Source organism: Streptacidiphilus sp. EB103A (genome assembly GCF_041261405.1).
GTDB lineage: Bacteria > Actinomycetota > Actinomycetes > Streptomycetales > Streptomycetaceae > Streptacidiphilus.
Window position 1 is genome coordinate 338563 of sequence record NZ_JBGCAQ010000006.1, and the last position, 18271, is coordinate 356833.

Below are 18271 nucleotides of genomic sequence, written 5' to 3' on the forward strand. Positions count from 1 at the left end.
GTGCGCGGGCGACGGTAGGATGGGATTCCCCCCATCGCACCGCCGGAAGGCCGCCCTGTGGCAATCGCGACCCCCGACCATCAGTCGACGACCCCGCAAACGCAGGACACCGTGCTCGTCGTCGACTTCGGCGCCCAGTACGCCCAGCTCATCGCGCGCCGGGTCCGCGAGGCCCGGGTCTACAGCGAGATCGTCCCGTCGAGCATGCCGGTCGCCGAGATGCTGGCCAGGAGGCCCGCGGCGATCATCCTCTCCGGCGGGCCCTCCTCGGTGTACGCCGAGGGCGCCCCGGTGCTGGAGCTGGCGATCTTCGAGGCCGGGGTGCCGGTCTTCGGCATGTGCTACGGCTTCCAGCTGATGGCCGTGGCGCTCGGCGGCACCGTCGACAACAGCGGCGCCCGTGAGTACGGCCGGACCGGGCTGACCGTCTCCCGTCCCGGGTCGACCCTGTTCGAGGGGACCCCGGCCGAGCAGTCGGTGTGGATGTCGCACGGCGACGCCTGCTCCGCCGCTCCTCCCGGGTTCACCGTCACCGCCTCCACCGAGGTGGTCCCGGTCGCCGCGTTCGAGGACGACGCCCGTAAGCTCTACGGCGTGCAGTACCACCCCGAGGTGCTGCACACCACGCACGGCCAGCAGATCCTGGAGCACTTCCTCTACCGCGGCGCCGGCATCGCCCCGTCCTGGACCACGACCAATGTGGTGGACGAGCAGGTCGCGCTGATCCGCGCCCAGGTCGGCGACAAGCGCGCCATCTGCGGGCTCTCCGGCGGCGTGGACTCCGCGGTCGCCGCCGCGCTGGTGCAGAAGGCCGTCGGCAATCAGCTGACCTGCGTGTACGTCGACCACGGGCTGATGCGCAAGGGCGAGTCCGAGCAGGTCGAGAAGGACTTCGTGGCGGCCACCGGCGTGCAGCTGAAGGTCGTCGACGCCGAGGAGCGCTTTCTGACCGCGCTGGCCGGGGTGTCCGACCCGGAGCAGAAGCGCAAGATCATCGGCCGGGAGTTCATCCGGGTCTTCGAGCAGGCCGCCAGCGAGATCGTGGCCGAGGCCGGCGCCTCCGGCGAGTCGGTGGAGTTCCTGGTCCAGGGCACCCTCTACCCGGACGTGGTGGAGTCCGGCGGCGGCACCGGCACCGCCAACATCAAGTCGCACCACAATGTCGGCGGCCTCCCCGAGGACCTGCAGTTCCAGCTGGTCGAGCCGCTGCGCAAGCTGTTCAAGGACGAGGTCCGGATGGTCGGCGCCGAGCTCGGCCTGCCCGAGGAGATCGTCCAGCGGCAGCCCTTCCCCGGTCCGGGGCTCGGCATCCGCATCGTCGGCGAGGTCACCAAGGACCGGCTGGACCTGCTCCGCGAGGCCGACGCCATCGCCCGCGCCGAGCTGACCGCGGCCGGCCTGGACCGCTCGATCTGGCAGTGCCCGGTGGTGCTGCTCGCCGACGTCCGCTCGGTCGGCGTGCAGGGCGACGGCCGCACCTACGGCCACCCGATCGTGCTGCGCCCGGTCTCCTCCGAGGACGCCATGACGGCCGATTGGTCCCGGGTCCCCTACGAGGTGCTGGCCAAGATCTCGACGCGGATCACCAACGAGGTCCCGGACGTGAACCGGGTCGTACTGGACGTGACCAGCAAGCCCCCGGGCACCATCGAGTGGGAGTAGCCCACTCGAACGCATCGTCAACGCTGCCGCCACTCGACATTCGTTCGGGTGGCGGCAGGGTTGTTTTCGGGCATCCCGGTTGGGTGTTCCCGGCCGGCTGATCCCGCATCAGGTTGTCGGACGAAGGCCCTGGTCATTCCACCTACCGGGGGGTAGCTTCCCTGCGAGGAATCCACCCCGCTAGGAGAGCCCGCGATGACCAACCCGCCTCCGTCCCCCGTGCCCCTGGACCAGTTGCAGTTCGCGCTGCCGCAGAAGTTCGAGACCGTCGAGGAGGAGCGGCAGCACCGCAAGGAGCGGCTGGTGGTGGCGCTGCGGCTGTTCGGGAAGTTCGGCTTCGAGGAGGGCGTGGCCGGGCACATCACCGCTCGCGATCCCGAGTGGACCGACCACTTCTGGGTGAACCCGTTCGGGATGTCGTTCAAGCGGATCACGGTCAGCGATCTGATCCTGGTGAACCACGACGGACAGGTCGTGCAGGGCCGCCACCATGTGAACGCCGCCGCCTTCGCGATCCACTCGCAGGTGCACGCCGCCCGTCCGGAGGTGGTCGCGGCGGCGCACAGCCACTCCATCCACGGCAAGACGCTGTCCGCGCTGGGCGAGCTGCTGGAGCCGATCACCCAGGACGTCTGCGCCTTCTACGAGAACCACGCGCTGTTCGACGACTACACGGGCGTCGTCCTGGACCGGGAGGAGGGCCGCCGGATAGCCGCCGCGCTGGCCGGCCACAAGGCCGTCATCCTGCGCAACCACGGGCTGCTGACCGTGGGCGACTCGGTGGACGCGGCCGCCTGGTGGTTCATCACCATGGAGCGGTCCTGCCAGGTGCAGTTGATGGCCAGAGCGGCGGGCAAGCCGGTTCTGGTGGACCATGAGAACGCGGTGATCACCCGGGACCAGCTCGGCAACGACCTGGTGGCCTGGATCAACTACCAGCCGCTGGTCGCCGGACACGAGGACGCGCTGGTCGGCGCGTTCGAGTAGCCGCGCGGCGGTACCGGAACGAAGGGGGCGCGCTGATTGAACTTCGCGCCCTCTCCTTGCGTAGTGCTCTGGTGTACGCAAGGCGGGCTCGGAGAGGCGGAGATAGAGCATGGATCTGTCAGAGAAGGCGACACGGTATGCGCTGCTGCCGCTCCGGCTGTTCCTGGGGGTGACCTTCATCTATGCCGGGCTGGACAAGCTCACCGACTCGCACTATCTGGCCGGGCTGAGCGATCCGACCTCCTTCGCGTCGATGACCCAGGGGGTCAAGTCCGGCAGCCCCATCGGGCCGCTGCTGGACCTGGCGCTGAAGGCGCCCACCGCCTTCGCCCTGGCCATCGCGATAGGCGAGCTGGCCGTGGGCCTCGGGGCGCTGTTCGGGCTGCTGGGGCGGGTGGCGGCGCTGGGCGGGGTGCTGCTGAACCTCAGCTTCTTCCTGACTGTGAGTTGGCAGGTGCAGCCCTACTACCTGGGCAATGACCTGATCTATCTGATGGCGTGGGTGCCGCTGCTGCTGGCCGGGATGCCGTACCTGTCCCTGGACGGGTGGCTGGCGTCCCGGCGGCGCCGGTCGGCGGGGGCTCAGGGCGTGCGTTCGGACTCGTCGTCGAGCAGCCCGAGCGAGTCACGGTCGGTGGAGAGGTCCTCGTAGCGGTCCCGCTGGCCGCGGGCCATCCGGTGGACGGCCCCGGCCAGCCCGGCCACGCCCAGGGCGATCAGCAGCAGCGGGATCACCAGCCGGCCGTTCACACTCAGCTGCCCGGCGGCGTCCAGCAGGTAGAGCACGGCGATGGCGACGAAGGCCAGTCCCGCGATCAGCGAGAACAGATCGAGCTGATGACGCTTCACTGGGTGACCTCCAGGTCTCCGACCCCGACGTTCAGATCGAGGCTGACGGTGCCGTGCTTGGCGGCGGCCTCGGGGGCGATGTCCGTGGTGCGGTTGGTCGAGACGCCTCCGGCGCCGCTGTCGTCCGGGAGCCGGATGCTGCCGATGCCGACATGGGCGTCGATCTTGAGCTCGGTTCCCGGCGGCACGATCACGGTGAGCTTGCCGAAGCCGAGGTGGACCCTGGTGCTCACGGTCTGCCCGGCGGTCGGCGCGGCGCCGCTGAGGTCGAGGGTGGCGTCGCCGCCGTCCAGTTGGTAGCCCGGCTGCACCGCGGCCGCGGTGACCGGGATCCAGGTCTGGTGCTGGTACGCGGTGCGCAGGTGGACCGGCCCCGCGCCGACGGCGGCGACGGCGAGGGTGAGCAGCGTCGCCCACACCGCCAGGCTGCGGCCCCGGCCCCAGAGGGAGCAGACGACCATGCCCAGCCCCAGCACCAGCAGCGCGGCGGCGAGCACGGCCAGGACGTTGACCGGGCGGTTGTCCTTGGCGGCGACCCACCAGACGGCGCTGCCGGTGATGACGGCGAGGAAGAAGAAGGCCGAGCCGAGGAAGGAGCGCTGACGGGTCCGCCGGGGGGCCGGAACCGGCGCGAAGGCAGGGGCCGGTGGGGGTGGCGGGGGCGAGGGCGGGGAGTACGGGGGGTTGTCGCTCGGGACGGCATCGGTGGGTGTGCCGTCTTTGGCCATGCCGTCTTCAGGCAGGCCGTCCTGCGGCAGCGTGTCGGTGGCGCCGTCCTCCTCCGCGGAGTGCTTGGCCATCGGGTCGGCGCGCTGCCACCAGGCCGGGGCCGGCGGCGGAACCGGGACGGTGGGCTGCTCCGGCGGCGCCGACGGCGGGCTGGTGCGGAACTTCAGACCGAAGACCGAGCCCTCCACGCCGCCCCCGGCCGACTCGGCCTCCTCGGCCGCACCGGTGACCGGCTGCTCCCAGCGGCGCGGGTGCTTGGCCGGGTCGTAGCGCAGCGCGGCGAAGGCCAGCAGAGCGATCAGGGTCAGCGGGAAGATGTGGCCGGTGCTGCCCATGTAGGAGAAGAAGATGCCGGTGCCCAGCACGGTCACCAGCACCGCGCCCAGCGACTGGCCGTCCACCCGGCCTGACAGCAGCCGCTGCAGCTCGTTCCGCCTGGTCTGCTCGACCGGGACGATCAGCCAGGCCAGGCCGTAGATGAACAGGCCGACGCCGCCGGACAGGCAGAGCACGGCGATCACCACCCGGAACACCACCGGGTCGATGTCCAGGTGTCGCCCCAGACCGCCGCAGACCCCGGCCACCACGCGGCGGTCGCGGCTGCGCTCCAGCGGGGGCCGCGCGGCGCGGGCCGGTTGCGGGCCGGCCGGAGGTGGTGCCTGCGGTGGAGGCGTGTCGTCCTTCATAACCCCATCCTGCTGCCAACGGGGCCCGGAGCCCATCAGGCATCTCCCTGAGCGGACCCTGAGATACCCCCTCGGCAGATACCCGGAGCGCTCCGGACGTGTGACGATCGTGGTGTGGCAGCCACCGACTTCAACCCCGACCCCGCGCAGGCGCCGGCCTCCGTGCCCGCGCCCGGACCTGCGCCCGGACCCGCTCCCGCGCCGGAGCTCCCGCCGGGACCCGCACCGGTGCGCAAGCTGTACCGGATCCCCGACGGGCGGATGCTCGGCGGGGTGGCCAACGGGCTCGCCGCACACCTCGGCGTCGGCCGGTTCTGGGTCCGGGTGGCGTTCGTGGTGCTGCTGCTGGGCAACGGGCTGGGTGCGCTGCTGTACGCGGCCTTCTGGTTCGCGGTGCCGATGGGGCTGCGCGCCGGGGCGCCGCCCGCGACGACCTGGCAGGTCGGGAACATCGGCCCGTACTCGCTGGAGAAGCAGCAGCGCGGGCTGCGGCGGGTCCGGCAGCTGCTGCAGCAGACCCTCCAGGGCGAGCCGACCGTGGACGGGCGGAGCGCCCCGGGCGCGGGCTCGACCCGTCCGGCGACGGGGCCGGGATCGGCGGAGGACGAGGAGCACCGGGGCCCGCTGCTGGCGCTGATCGCCGTCGTCGCCGGGCTGCTGGTGTTCCTCAACACCGTGACCAAGCAGGCGACTTCGCCCTACATCTGGCCGATACTGCTGGCCGGTCTCGGCGTCGCCGTGGTGTGGCGGCAGGCCGACGACGCGCGCTGGGCGCGCTGGTTCTCGCTCGGCGAGAGCAAGCGCAGCACCACCCTGCTGCGGACCCTGGCCGGGGTGCTGCTGGTCGCCGCCGGGGTGGTCGGCTTCCTGTTCGTCTCCGGGACGCTCTCCGACTTCGCCAAGGTCGCGCAGGCCGTCCTCGCCGTCCTGGCCGGGGCGCTGCTGCTGGGCGGCCCCTATCTGCTGCGGATGTGGCAGGACCTGGGCACCGAGCGCGGCGAGCGGATCAGGGCGCAGGAACGCGCGGAGGTGGCCGCCCATCTGCACGACTCCGTGCTGCACACGCTCACCCTGATCATGCGCAACGCCGAGGACCCCAAGGAGGTGACCCGGCTGGCCCGGGCCCAGGAACGCGACCTGCGGCAGTGGCTCTACCGCCGGCCGTCCGGCGCCGACGAGGCCGAGGCGGCGGCGGACACCCTCGCCGAGTGCGCCCGCAAGGTCGCCGCCGAGGTCGAGGACCTGCACGGGGTGCCGGTCGAGGTGATCGTCGTCGGCGACTGCCCGATGGACGAGGGACTGGTGGTGCAGTTGCAGGCCGCCAGGGAGGCGCTGGTCAACGCGGCCAAGTACGGTGGCGGCGAGCCGGTCTCGATGTACGCCGAGGTCGAGGGGAACACCGTCTGGGTGTTCGTCCGCGACCGCGGCCCCGGTTTCGACCTGGACTCTGTGCCGGAGGACAGGATGGGCGTGCGCGGATCGATCATCGGTCGGATGCAGCGCAACGGCGGGCATGCGCGGGTGCGTCCGGCTCCCGCCGGCGGTACCGAGGTCGAACTTGAGATGGAGAGGGCGGGCGAGCAATGACGACGGGCGGGGACGAGATGGCTGCCGGGACCGAGGGCGACGGCGGTACCGAGCGCAGGGCGCGGGTGGTGCTGGTGGACGACCACCGGATGTTCCGTACCGGCGTGCGCGCCGAGATCGGGCAGACCGAGCGCACCGGCGTGGACGTCGTCGGTGAGGCCGCCGATGTGGAGCAGGCCGTCGCGGTGGTGACCGCGACCAGGCCCGACGTGGTGCTGCTCGACGTCCATCTGCCGGGCGGCGGCGGGGTGGAGGTGCTGCGGCGCTGCGCCCCGCTGATGCCCGGCGGCACCGCGCCGGCGACCTCGCCGGAGGGCGCGGAGGCGGTGCGGTTCCTGGCCCTGTCGGTCTCCGACGCGGCCGAGGACGTCATCGGCGTGATCCGGGGCGGTGCCCGCGGCTATGTCACCAAGACCATCACCGGCACCGATCTGGTCGACGCGATCTTCCGGGTCGCCGACGGCGACGCGGTGTTCTCGCCGCGGCTGGCCGGGTTCGTGCTGGACGCCTTCGCCGCCACCGACACCCCGCCGGTGGACGAGGACCTGGACCGGCTGACCCAGCGCGAACGCGAGGTGCTGCGGCTGATCGCCCGCGGGTACGCCTACAAGGAGATCGCCAAGCAGCTGTTCATCTCGGTGAAGACGGTGGAGAGCCATGTCTCGGCGGTGCTGCGCAAGCTCCAGCTGAGCAACCGTCATGAGCTGACCCGCTGGGCGACGGCGCGCCGGCTGGTCTGACTCTGTCGGGTGCGGCGTCTGCACGGTTGGGCGCAGTTCCCCGCGCCCCTGATAGTGCGACTTGCCCACGTCGGTTCAGTTGCAGCCCCATAGGGGCGCGGGGAACTGCGCGACAAGCTACGCGCGAGCCGCACCCGACAACGCTGCCCCTACCCGGGCCGGACCGCTCCGCTGATGGGCATCTCGTCGACCGGCGCGTACTCCACCGACGCGCCGGGGTGCGGGGCGTGGATGATCTGGTGGTTGCCGACGTACATGCCGACATGGCTGATACCGGAGTAGTAGAAGACCAGGTCGCCGGGTTGGAGTTGACCGACCGGGATCCGCTGCCCGGCGTTGATCTGGTCGTAGGTGGTGCGCGGCAGGGAGACCCCGGCGGCGGCCCAGGCGGCCTGGATCAGCCCTGAGCAGTCGAAGGCGTCGGGCCCGGCCGCACCCCAGACGTAGGGCCTGCCGATCTGGGCGCGGGCGAAGGCGACGGCGGACGCGGCGCGGCCGGAGGCCGGGACCTCGGCGGTCTGCGCCGACGGATCGGTGCCGCCGCCGACCTGGTGCAGGCCGGCCTGCTGGGCCTGACTGAGGGTGCCGAGCAGCTGACGGGCGGCGGCGAGCTTCGCCTGGACCTGGGCACGGGCGGCGGAGATGCGCTGCTGGGCGGCCTTGAGCTGGACCAGCTGCGCGGTGGTGGCCGACTGCTGCTGATCCAGGGTGCGCTGCTGGACTCCGTACTGGGCGAGCAGTTGCTGCTCGGAGGAGTTGAGCCGGCTCAGCGATCCGGCGCGTTGCAGGAAGTCGTCCGGGTGGGCACTGGTGAGCAGCTGGATCACCGGGTCGACCCCGCCGCCCCGGTACTGTGCGGCGGCGACCGCCCCCAGGCGGGTCTGCAGGGTGCTCATGGCGGAGCGGGTGCGGGCTGACTGCTGCTGGAGCTGTGCGGCCTGCTGCTCCAGGGCGGCGGTCCTCGCCACCGCGCCGTCGTAGTCCTGGGTCGCCGCCTCGGCCTGCTGGTAGAGCTGGTCGACCTGTTCCTTCACGCCTGCGGCGGTGGGCCTGGGGTCGGCGTGCCCGGGGTGGGCGAACACGGTGACCGATGCGGCGGCGGCTGTGGCCAGGGTGACCGCCGTGCGGGTGGTGGCCCGGGTGGTGACGGCGGCCAGCGGGTTGGGTCTTGGCTTTCGGTGCGACGCCATGGGCCGGGACGCTAGTCCGGCGGGAGCCGGTGGCGAGGGGTGGAGTTCGAGGCTGGCCGAAGTTATACGGAACTGATCGTTCCGTTGGGAAGTTTTCCGACGGTTTGGGAACTGGTTCCGCTCATAGGTGTGCAGAAAGCCGATCAATCGGATCATCTGACCGTGCCTGCCGCAGGGCGGTCCGCCCATACCGGCCTGGAGTGTCGGTGCGGCGGCCTAGACTCGTCGGTGATGAGCAGCCTCTTTGATGACATTCCCCTCCCGGGCCTGGAGGGTTCCGCCGCGGAGCCGCCGGCGGACCATGAGCACGACGACCTCCCCTACGAGGAGGACCTGCCCGCCGACCTGTTCGCGGGCAGTTTCGACGCGCCCCCGCCGCAGCGCGACGGGTACTACCGCGACGGCGCCCCGCGTCCGGTCACCGACCCGGCCGTACTGCTCGACGGGATGAACCCGCAGCAGCGCGAGGCCGTGGTGCACGCGGGGTCGCCGCTGCTCATCGTGGCCGGCGCCGGGTCCGGCAAGACCCGGGTGCTGACCCACCGGATCGCCTATCTGCTGGGTGCGCGCGGGGTGCAGCCGGGCGAGATCCTGGCGATCACCTTCACCAACAAGGCCGCCGGCGAGATGCGCGAGCGGGTCGAGGCCCTGGTCGGGCCGCGGGCCAAGGCGATGTGGGTGTCGACCTTCCACAGCGCCTGCGTCCGGATCCTGCGCCGGGAGAGCAAGAAGCTGGGCTTCACCTCCAGCTTCTCGATCTACGACTCCGCCGACTCGCAGCGGCTGATGGCGCTGGTCTGCCGGGACCTCGACCTGGACCCCAAGCAGTTCCCGCCGAAGGCGTTCACCGCGAAGGTCTCCAACCTCAAGAACGAGCTCGTCGACGAGGAGACCTACGCCGGTCAGGCCGCCAACCCGATGGAGCGCAAGCTCGCGGAGGCGTACCGGCTCTACCAGGCGCGGCTGCGCGAGGCCAACGCTCTGGACTTCGACGACATCATCATGACCACGGTGCACCTGCTCCAGGCGTTCCCCGACGTCGCCGAGTACTACCGCCGCCGCTTCCGGCACATCCTGGTGGACGAGTACCAGGACACCAACCACGCCCAGTACATGCTGGTCAGGGAGCTGTCCGGGGGTGCGGCCGGATCGGCGCCGAAGAAGACGGTGGACGGCGAGTTCGTCAATCCGGCGGCGGCCGGGCTGGCCACGGTGCCCCCGGCCGAGCTGTGCGTGGTCGGTGACGCGGACCAGTCGATCTACGCCTTCCGCGGCGCGACCATCCGCAACATCCTCGACTTCGAGGAGGACTACCCCAGCGCCACCACCATCCTGCTGGAGCAGAACTACCGCTCCACCCAGACCATCCTCAGCGCCGCCAACGCGGTGATCGAGCGCAACACCAACCGCCGTGCCAAGAACCTGTGGACGGCCGGCGCCGACGGCGAGCTGATCACCGCCTATGTCGCCGACGACGAGCACGGCGAGGCGCAGTTCGTCGCCGACGAGGTCGACCGGCTGACCGACTCCGGCGCGGCCCGTCCGGGCGATGTCGCGGTGTTCTACCGCACCAACGCCCAGTCCCGGGTGTTCGAGGAGGTGTTCATCCGGGTCGGACTGCCCTACAAGGTGGTCGGCGGGGTGCGCTTCTACGAGCGCAAGGAGGTCAGGGACGTGCTGGCCTATCTGCGGGTGCTCGCCAACCCCGAGGACACGGTGCCGCTGCGGCGGATCCTCAACGTCCCCAAGCGCGGGATCGGGGACCGGGCCGAGGCGATGGTCGAGGCGCTGGCCTCGCGCGAGCGGATCTCCTTCGCACAGGCGCTGCTGCGGGCCGACGAGGCGTACGGGATGGCCGCGCGCTCGCTCAATGCGGTGAAGAAGTTCAATGAACTGCTGGCGAAGCTGCGCTCGGTCGTAGAGTCGGGAGCAGGACCGGCGACGGTGCTGGAGGCCATCCTGGCGGAGACCGGCTACCTGGCGGAGCTCCAGGCGTCGACCGATCCCCAGGACGAGACCCGGGTGGAGAACCTGCAGGAACTCGCGGCCGTGGCCCTGGAGTTCGAGCAGGAGGAGGCCGCGGCGGAGCCTGCTGACCCCGACGCGGAGCCGGTCGCGACCGGTCTCGCCGCGTTCCTGGAGCGGGTGGCGCTGGTGGCCGACTCGGATCAGATCCCGGATGCGCAGCAGTCCGGGACATCAGGAGGAAGCCCGGATGACGATGACGGTGAGAGCAAGGGCGTCATCACGCTGATGACGCTGCACACGGCCAAGGGGCTGGAGTTCCCGGTGGTGTTCCTGACCGGGATGGAGGACGGGATCTTCCCGCACATGCGGACCTTCGGCCAGGCGAAGGAGCTGGAGGAGGAGCGCCGACTGGCCTATGTGGGGCTGACCAGGGCGCGGGAACGGCTGTATCTGTCACGGGCGGTGCTGCGCAGTGCCTGGGGGCAGCCCTCGTACAACCCGGCGTCGCGCTTCCTGGAGGAGATCCCGACGACGCTGGTGGACGAGAAGCGGTCCTCGGCGGCGGCTCCGTCCGCGCGCGGCTCCTTCGGGGGCAGCGGCGGTGGCGGTGGCGGCGGCAAGAAGTCATCGGCGCCCGCGGGTTGGGGGCGCGGCGCGGGGCGGATCAAGGAGCGGGCGGCGTTGTCACTGGCCGTCGGCGACCGGGTGACGCACGACCGCTTCGGCCTCGGCACGGTCGTGGCCGTGGGCGGTCCGGCGGACGACGCCAAGGCGACGATCGACTTCGGAGCGGAGGGGACCAAGCAGCTGCTGTTGCGCTACGCCCCGGTGGAGAAGCTCTGATCCTCGGGACGGGCTGTCGGCGGCGTCAGCGCGGGTCGAGGCCGTGGGCCAGCAGCCAGGGCAGCGGGTCTATGGCCGCGCCGCCGTTGGGATGCACCTCGAAGTGCAGGTGCGGTCCGGTGGAGTTGCCGGTGTCGCCCGAGTAGGCGATGACGTCGCCGGCCTTCACCGTTCCGCTGCGCACCTTGTAGGCGCTGAGGTGGCAGTACCAGGTCTGGGTGCCGTCGGGCGCCGTCAGTATCAGCATGTTGCCGTAGTACGAGTTCCACTTGGTGGAGACGGTGCCGCCGGTCACCGCGTGCACGTCGGTCCCGGTGCTGACCGGGAAGTCGATGCCGGTGTGCAGGGACATCCAGTGCGTGCCGGCCTGCCCGAAGAGGGCGCTGAGCCCCACGTGCTGGGTGATCGGCAGCACGACCGTCGGAGTCTCGGCGGCCTTCTTCTTGGCCGCCGCGGTGCGGAGCGCGAGCGCCTGCCGGGCCTGGTCCCGGCTGGCCTGCTCGGCCGAGGCCTTGGCCTCCTGCGAGGCGAGCGCCTGGGCCTTCTCGTCGGCCGCGGTCAGCGTCGAGTTGGCGTCGCTGGCGGTGGCGGCGGAGTGGCTCCCGGCGCCGCTGCGCGGTGCGAGGGTGGCCGCCGCGGCCCCGGCGATGCCGAGAACGGCCACGGTGGGGACGGCGATGGTCAGGACGGCGGAACGGCGCCGTGTGGTGCGCTTCTGCGCCGCGCGTGCCGCCGCCCGGCCGCCGGGCCGCGCCTCCGACGCGGTGGCGTCGGGCTCCTCGGGCTCGTCGTAGTCCTCGGGCTCCGCCAGCAGGTCCGCCGGCTCTTCCTGGTACCGGAAGGGCTCTTCGGCGACCGCATGGTCCTGGTACTGGAGGTACTCCAGGTCCTGGGGGGTCAGCTCGTCGAGGACACCGGTCATGGTGGCGGTCGCCTGGTACGGCTGGTACTCGTACGGCTGTGCGTACTGCTGCTCGTACGGCTGGGTGTAGTGCTGCTGGGAGTACTGCTGTGGATACGGCTCATGAGCGGGGGTGTAGTAGTACTGCGGCGGTTGCTGCTGCTCGTAGTAGTACTGCTGTTGCGGTGCCTGAGGGTAGTACGGCTCCTGCAGTTGCGTGTGGTCGTACCAACCGGTGTCGGCGGTCACGCGCGCCCCCCAGCACGATGCGGAGCGTCGTCGTCCACCACTGGGAGTCCCAATCCACGAGCCGAAGGAAAGTGAGCGTGACTGTATCCCGCGTAACGGGACGGCCACAATCTCCAGGGAAAGGAATCCACTTATGGGGGGAATTGTCAGGCAGTGAGTTGTATCGGTCCATCCATCGTGCCCAGCTGTGGCCCCGTCAGCACCTCCCGCACCTGGGTGATGACGGTTCGGTGGACCGGCAGGGTGACATGGCCGGAGCCCAGGACCAGGACGTTCTCCGCCCACAGGTCCGGATGCCGGAGCGCGGCGCTGCGCTGGGGGAGGATCAGCGGGTCGTGCTCGCCGCGGAACACCACGAACCGGGTGGTGCAGCCAGGGGCGGGGGCGCTCAGCTCCCGGAACACGCTGCTGCCGGGCAGCAGCTGACGGGATATCGGCAGCGGGTGGATCAGGCGGGCGCTGAGGGTGCCCTCGTGCGGGGTGGCCAGGGTCACCGCGGTGTGCACATGCTCGTCCCCGCCGAGGCGCTGCACGTAGTAGCGCGCGATCAGGCCGCCGAGGCTGTGGCCGATCACGGCCACCCGTTCGCCGCCGTAGACCTCGCGAGTGTGCAGCACATGCCTGCCGAAGAGCTCGGCGGCCTCGCGCAGGTCGACGGTGACCGGGTTGTAGTTGAGTGCGTGCACATGCTCCCAGCCGTGGGAGTTCAGTGAGCGGCGCATCCGGCTGAACACGGCGCGGTTGTCGAACAGCCCGTGCAGCAGCAGGACCGGGGTGTGCGGGGCGGCGTCGGCGCTGTGGTCGCAGTCGGGGGCGGGCAACGGCCAGCGCTCGGGGGACATCCCGCTGGGGTAGAGCAGCACATGGCCGGCCAGCGCGGAGGCCTCCTGGCCTGCGGCTCGTGCGATCGTCAAGGCACGGCAGAACGGGATGCCCATGGCCTCCGCCTCCCCGTCGCGGTCCTTCGGAGGGTGACGCGGATGACACGGTGGGGTGTCGGCAGGTCGGCTCCGGGCCCAATACGCAGTGAACGTCTGTTCTCAGGGATTCTCCCCTCGCCCATGCCGGCGAAACGGCACCCGGGTGGTGCGGGGGGTAGCGTTCGCCCATCGGATGGGAACGATCGTTAACATGCGATGGCAGGCAGCAGCAGCGAACTCAAGGAGGCAACGATGGGCGTGTCCGGACCTCTCCGCGTGGTGGTGGCCAAGCCGGGCCTGGACGGCCACGACCGGGGCGCGAAGGTGATCGCCCGCGCGCTGCGCGACGCGGGCATGGAGGTGGTCTACACCGGCCTGCACCAGACGCCCGAACAGATCGTCGACACCGCGATCCAGGAGGACGCCGACGGCATCGGCCTGTCGATCCTGTCCGGTGCGCACATGACCCTCTGCGGACGCGTGGTCGCGCTGCTGAAGGAGCGGGAGGCGGAGGACATCACCGTCTTCGTCGGCGGCATCATCCCCGACGACGACATCCCCCTCCTCGCGGAGCTCGGCATCAACGGAATCTTCACCCCTGGCGCCACCACCACAGAGATCGTGGCGTGGGTAACCGCGAACCTCCGGTCAACAGCAGCTGCTTAGCCATGCACGAACCTAGGGGCGCGGGGCTCTGCTGGGTCAACTACGCGCGCTGCCAACCAGGCACCTCCGTAGTGGGCTGGCAGCGCAGTTCCCCGCGCCCCTTATGGGCTGAGCTCGGAGAGCATGGTGGCGCGTAGGCGGAGGGTTGCGGCGAGGCGGGTGAACATCTCGGACCAGGCCGAGTCCGCGTCGGCCGCCAGGGCGTCGAGCCGGTCCGCCGCCTCGGGCGGCAGCGCTCGCTCGGCGACGCCGAGCACCCCGCTGTGGCTCCAGGGGTAGCCCCCGCCGGCGGCGACCCGGGTCAGGGCCTGGATCACGGCGTCGGCCAGCGGTTGCGGCCAGGGGGCCGGACAGGCGACCAGGAGTTGGAACACGTCGCCCAACCCCGGCGACCCGGCCAGGAAGTCCGCCGTCCAGCGCGCCCGTTCCTCCGGCGGCAGTACCGCCAGGAGCTTGGCCGCCGTGCCGGGCCCCGGGCCGATGCCGGTCAGCAGGGCGCGGGCCCAGGCGGCGTCGTTCTGGCGGACCGCCGCCCGCGCCCAGGCGTCGTGCAGGTCCGTGGCCCACTCCTCGGAGACGGGCAGCGCGAGCACCTCCGCCGGGGCGCCCACGTCCTCGCACCAGATGCCCAGTGGCGTCGCCGCGACGATCTCGCCCAGCCAGAACGCCCGTTCGGAGCGTCCGGTGGGGGAGGTCGCGGGTATCCCGTCCCGCTGCATGGCGGCGTCGCAGCCGGTCGGCGCGTGCACGGTGATGCGAGCCCCGTCGGCGGTGAGCCGCACCGCGGCGCGGGCGCGTTCGGCCATCCGACGACCCAGCGCGGAGCCGGGGAGGGTGGAGAGCAGTTCGGCTGCGGTCAGCCGGACGTTCTTGGAGCGGTCGCTGAGCGCGGACTCCAGGAAGGGCTCGTCGTCGGCGGAGAGGTTCTCCTGGAGGGCGTCCAGGAACAGCAGCCGGTCCTCGGCCCGCTCGGTGGCCCAGCTGCCGGTCAGCAGCTCTCGGGCCGCGGCGGGGTCGCGGCGGCGGAGCCGGGTGAGATGGGTCACCCGCTCGGCGAACAGCCCCTCCTGCCACAGCCGTTGGCCGTCGTCCTCGCCGTCTCCGTCGCCGCGGACCGGAGTGCGCAGCAGATACCGCCAGTCCGGGTTGCGGTCGGCGAGCCAGCGGCCCAGCGGACCGGCGAGCTCCACCGCGTCGCCGCGCAGTTCGCTGCGGGCGCGGGCGGCGTCCAGCAGCGGCGGCACCAGGGCGGCGGGGACCCGGTAGCCGTGGCTGTTGGCGGCGGCGAGGTACTGCGGCAGGAGTTCGTTGACATTGGCGAGGCTGCCCGAGCCGCTGCTGCTCCCGGGCGCGGGCAGCAGCATCACCAGGCGCTGCGACGCGGCCTCGGGCAGCGCGGGCCTGGGGTCCGCCGGGGCGGGTGACGTCGCTGGTGCCGCCCGTCCGGGGAGCAGGCCCGCGCGGCGGCCCACGGTGTCCAGCGCGGCCTGGTCGAGCAGCGCGGTGGCCGGGTCGGCGTCCGCCGTGCCCGGGAGCGGGCGGCGGTCGGTTCCGAGCAGGGCGGTGGTGACCAGCTCGGACCAGCTCGTCACCTCGGTGGATGTGGTCATGGCCGGCCTCCGAACTGGGCGACTGCGAGGGTACGGATCGACCCGCCGTCCCGGTACCAGGCGGTGACCGGGGTGAAGCCCCGGTGGCCGCACTCGCCGAAGAGCGTCAGCGGACGGCCCCCGGACACGGCCAGCAGGCGCCACAGGCCGGAGTCGGGGACCGAGCGCCGGTCCACGGGTATGGACTGCTCGCTGGCCGGCTCGGCCAGCTCCCAGCCGAGGGCGGTCGGCGCGGGGACGACCTGGCGCAGCACCACGGGCCAGGACTCCAGCCAGGGGTCGTCGCTCAGCGCTCGGCCGTAGGCGTCCAGCGCCGCGGTCAGGTCCAGTCCCTCCGGAACCTCGGTCGCCGTACTCGTACCCGGCGGCTCGGGAACCGCGTAGCGGGTGCCCAGGGTGGCGCGCAGCGGGCGTGCGCCGGGATGGAAGGCCAGCTCGGCGTCGAGCGGCAGGCCGGTGGGGAGGGCGAGGTCCGGGGCCGATCCGGGGCGTCCGAAGGCGAGCAGCAGCGCGTCCCGGCCGGTGCTGAGACCGCGCAGCCAGATCCGACGGGTGGTCAGCCGGTCGTCGGTGCTGTCCCGGCTGCCGAGGACCAGCCACCGGTCCCGCAGCAGCGGGCCGCGCAGCAGCTCGGCGGCGTCCACGGTGAAACCCACCCGGGAGCGGACCGTGGCCGCCAGCGGCGCCGGCAGCAGGTCCACCTGCCGGTAGCCGGCCGCGAGCAGGTGCAGCAGCCCGTACTCCTCCAGCAGCCGGGCCGGCCAGCCGGCGCCCGACCCCGGGACCGCGCCCAGTTCCCTTGCCCGGGAGGCGAGTCCCGGTGCCTGAGCGTCGACCATCCGGGCCGCGACATCGCCCCAGGCGGCATAGCCCTGGCCGGGGGCGTCGGCCAGACCGGAGCGGATCCGGTCGGCCAGCCTCGCCTCCAGCTCGGACGCGCCCGCGGCGACCCGCGCCGCACGGCGGGCCAGCCGCCGTTCGGCGGCGGCCCGGGCGGTGTCGTCCGGCTCGTCCGGTGACTCCCGCTCCTGCTGCTGCTTCTCCGACTTCAGCTGTCGGGCCGTCAGCCAGGCCTCGGCCCACCCCGGTACCTCCGAGGCGTCCGCCACCTGCCCGGCGGCCCCCTGCGACCAGCGCAGCAGCAGCGCGAGGGCGTGTTTGCAGGGGAACTTGCGGCTGGGGCAACTGCAGTGGAAGGCAGGTCCGGAGAGGTCCACCACCGTCCGGTAGGGAGTGCTTCCGCTGCCCTTGCACTCGCCCCAGACCGCCGCCCGGAGAGCAGTGCTGTCCGAGCCCTCCGCCGACCAGGGCGCGGGCGCGGTGAGCTTGCCCGCGGCCTTGTATGACGTTGCGTCAGGGGCGAGCGAGAGAACGTACTCGGGTGTCCACCGATCCTCCATGACGACGACGGTAGAGGGAGGGTCTGACAATGCCGGATTGTCAGTGGGTGGGTGCAGAGTGGGTTCCGCAGCCGGCGTCCCGCTGCTTCCGCGCTTGGCCCACCTTCTCAACGACACTACGGAGTCCGCATGTCCGTATCCGCTGTGCCCGCTGCCGAGATTCCCGAACAGACACCGGCCCAGACCCCCGCCGAGGAGGTCCTGCGCCCGCACGCCGAGACCGTGTACGCCGCCGAACTCGCCGCTCTCGCCGCGGCCGACGACCGGCCGCGCCCCGCGCGCTGGCAGCTGTCGCCCTGGGCGGTGGCCACCTACCTGCTCGGCGGCACGCTGCCGGACGGCACGGTCGTCACCCCCAAGTACGTCGGCCCGCGCCGGATCGTGGAGGTGGCCGTCACCACGCTCGCCACCGATCGCGCGCTGCTGCTGCTGGGCGTGCCGGGCACAGCCAAGACCTGGGTGTCCGAACATCTGGCGGCCGCCGTCAGCGGCGACTCCACCTTGTTGGTGCAGGGCACCGCGGGCACGCCCGAGGAGGCCATCCGCTACGGCTGGAACTACGCGCGGCTGCTGGCCGAGGGGCCGAGCCGGGGCGCGCTGGTGCCCAGCCCGGTGATGCGGGCCATGGCCGAGGGCCGCACCGCGCGGGTCGAGGAGCTCACCCGGATACCCGCCGACGTGCAGGACAGCCTGATCACCATCCTCTCCGAGAAGACCCTGCCGATACCCGAACTGGGGGAGGAGGTGCAGGCGGTCCGCGGCTTCAACCTCATCGCCACGGCCAACGACCGCGACCGGGGCGTCAACGAGCTCTCCAGCGCGCTGCGCCGTCGTTTCAACACCGTGGTGCTGCCGCTGCCCGCCTCGTTGGAGGAGGAGGTGGACATCGTCTCCCGGCGGGTCGGCGAGCTGGGCCGCTCGCTGGACCTCCCCGCCGTGCCGAGCGGGTCGGCCGAGATCCGACGGGTGGTCACCGTCTTCCGGGAGCTGCGGGACGGCGTCACCGCCGACGGCCGTACCAAGGTCAAGTCCCCTTCCGGCAGCCTCTCCACGGCCGAGGCCATCTCGGTCGTCACCAGCGGGCTCGCCCTCGCCGCGCATTTCGGCGACGGCGTGCTGCGGCCGGCCGACGTCGCCTCGGGGCTGCTCGGCGCCGTCGTCAGGGATCCGGCCGCGGACCGCCTGGTCTGGCAGGAGTACCTGGAGAGCGTGGTGCGCGAGCGCGACGACTGGAAGGACTTCTACCGCAGCTGCCGCGAGGCCGCACAGCGCTGACGTCGATCA

15 protein-coding genes are annotated in these 18271 nt (G+C 71.9%); 8 read left to right on the top strand and 7 right to left on the bottom strand.

The window, feature by feature from the left end:
* Positions 1-57: 57 nt before the first annotated feature.
* The 3 genes from guaA to ABH941_RS12630 all read left to right on the top strand — a co-directional run bounded on the left by guaA (position 58) and on the right by ABH941_RS12630 (position 3301).
* Positions 58-1662, top strand: coding sequence for a glutamine-hydrolyzing GMP synthase (guaA, locus tag ABH941_RS12620; protein WP_370129005.1), 1605 nt, complete (start codon positions 58-60; stop codon positions 1660-1662).
* Positions 1663-1857: 195 nt separating this feature from the next.
* The gene (locus tag ABH941_RS12625; RefSeq protein WP_370129006.1) at positions 1858-2649 is read left to right on the top strand and encodes a class II aldolase/adducin family protein; all 792 of its coding nucleotides are present in this window, start codon (positions 1858-1860) and stop codon (positions 2647-2649) included.
* Between the two features lie 109 nt (positions 2650-2758).
* Positions 2759-3301, top strand: a complete 543-nt coding sequence (locus tag ABH941_RS12630; RefSeq protein ID WP_370129008.1) for a DoxX family membrane protein — start codon at positions 2759-2761, stop codon at positions 3299-3301.
* Here the strand turns inward: ABH941_RS12630 and ABH941_RS12635 are convergent.
* Positions 3232-3498, bottom strand: a complete 267-nt coding sequence (locus ABH941_RS12635) for a hypothetical protein (protein ID WP_370129009.1) — start codon at positions 3496-3498, stop codon at positions 3232-3234. The genes ABH941_RS12630 and ABH941_RS12635 overlap by 70 nt on opposite strands.
* Complete coding sequence (locus ABH941_RS12640; RefSeq protein WP_370129011.1) at positions 3495-4913, bottom strand: PspC domain-containing protein; 1419 nt, start codon at positions 4911-4913, stop codon at positions 3495-3497. Before ABH941_RS12640 ends, ABH941_RS12635 begins: the two co-directional genes overlap by 4 nt.
* Before the next feature lie 228 nt (positions 4914-5141).
* On the opposite strand from ABH941_RS12640, the gene ABH941_RS12645 reads away from it, so the two are divergent.
* A complete protein-coding gene (locus ABH941_RS12645; protein WP_370129062.1) occupies positions 5142-6500 on the top strand; it encodes a PspC domain-containing protein in 1359 nt (452 codons plus the stop codon).
* A complete protein-coding gene (locus ABH941_RS12650) occupies positions 6497-7240 on the top strand; it encodes a LuxR C-terminal-related transcriptional regulator (protein WP_370129012.1) in 744 nt (247 codons plus the stop codon). The genes ABH941_RS12645 and ABH941_RS12650 overlap by 4 nt, the downstream gene beginning before the upstream one ends.
* Before the next feature lie 149 nt (positions 7241-7389).
* Here the strand turns inward: ABH941_RS12650 and ABH941_RS12655 are convergent, their stop codons facing one another.
* Positions 7390-8430, bottom strand: a complete 1041-nt coding sequence (locus ABH941_RS12655) for an NlpC/P60 family protein (RefSeq protein ID WP_370129014.1) — start codon at positions 8428-8430, stop codon at positions 7390-7392.
* A 231-nt stretch (positions 8431-8661) separates the two neighbouring features.
* On the opposite strand from ABH941_RS12655, the gene pcrA reads away from it, so the two are divergent.
* Complete coding sequence (gene pcrA, locus ABH941_RS12660; RefSeq protein WP_370129015.1) at positions 8662-11241, top strand: DNA helicase PcrA; 2580 nt, start codon at positions 8662-8664, stop codon at positions 11239-11241.
* Between the two features lie 25 nt (positions 11242-11266).
* Here the strand turns inward: pcrA and ABH941_RS12665 are convergent, their stop codons facing one another.
* Both ABH941_RS12665 and ABH941_RS12670 read right to left on the bottom strand, forming a co-directional pair.
* Entirely contained in the window at positions 11267-12391 is a 1125-nt protein-coding gene (locus tag ABH941_RS12665; protein ID WP_370129016.1) for a M23 family metallopeptidase, read from the bottom strand.
* Between the two features lie 146 nt (positions 12392-12537).
* Positions 12538-13329 carry an esterase/lipase family protein gene (locus ABH941_RS12670; RefSeq protein ID WP_370129017.1) on the bottom strand — a complete coding sequence of 264 codons (792 nt, stop codon included), beginning with the start codon at positions 13327-13329 and terminating at the stop codon, positions 12538-12540.
* Positions 13330-13563: 234 nt separating this feature from the next.
* On the opposite strand from ABH941_RS12670, the gene ABH941_RS12675 reads away from it, so the two are divergent.
* Positions 13564-13977: a cobalamin B12-binding domain-containing protein gene (locus ABH941_RS12675; RefSeq protein WP_370129063.1), complete on the top strand. Its 414-nt coding sequence runs from the start codon at positions 13564-13566 to the stop codon at positions 13975-13977.
* A gap of 101 nt (positions 13978-14078) precedes the next feature.
* Here ABH941_RS12675 and ABH941_RS12680 read toward each other — a convergent pair whose 3' ends face one another.
* Together ABH941_RS12680 and ABH941_RS12685 are read right to left on the bottom strand one after the other, a co-directional pair.
* Complete coding sequence (locus tag ABH941_RS12680) at positions 14079-15587, bottom strand: DUF5691 domain-containing protein (RefSeq protein WP_370129018.1); 1509 nt, start codon at positions 15585-15587, stop codon at positions 14079-14081.
* A complete protein-coding gene (locus ABH941_RS12685; protein WP_370129019.1) occupies positions 15584-16987 on the bottom strand; it encodes an SWIM zinc finger family protein in 1404 nt (467 codons plus the stop codon). Before ABH941_RS12685 ends, ABH941_RS12680 begins: the two co-directional genes overlap by 4 nt.
* Before the next feature lie 129 nt (positions 16988-17116).
* Between ABH941_RS12685 and ABH941_RS12690 the strand changes: the two genes are divergently transcribed.
* On the top strand, positions 17117-18262 hold the full coding sequence (locus tag ABH941_RS12690; RefSeq protein WP_370129020.1) for an AAA family ATPase: 1146 nt from the start codon (positions 17117-17119) through the stop codon (positions 18260-18262).
* Positions 18263-18271 lie beyond the last annotated feature (9 nt).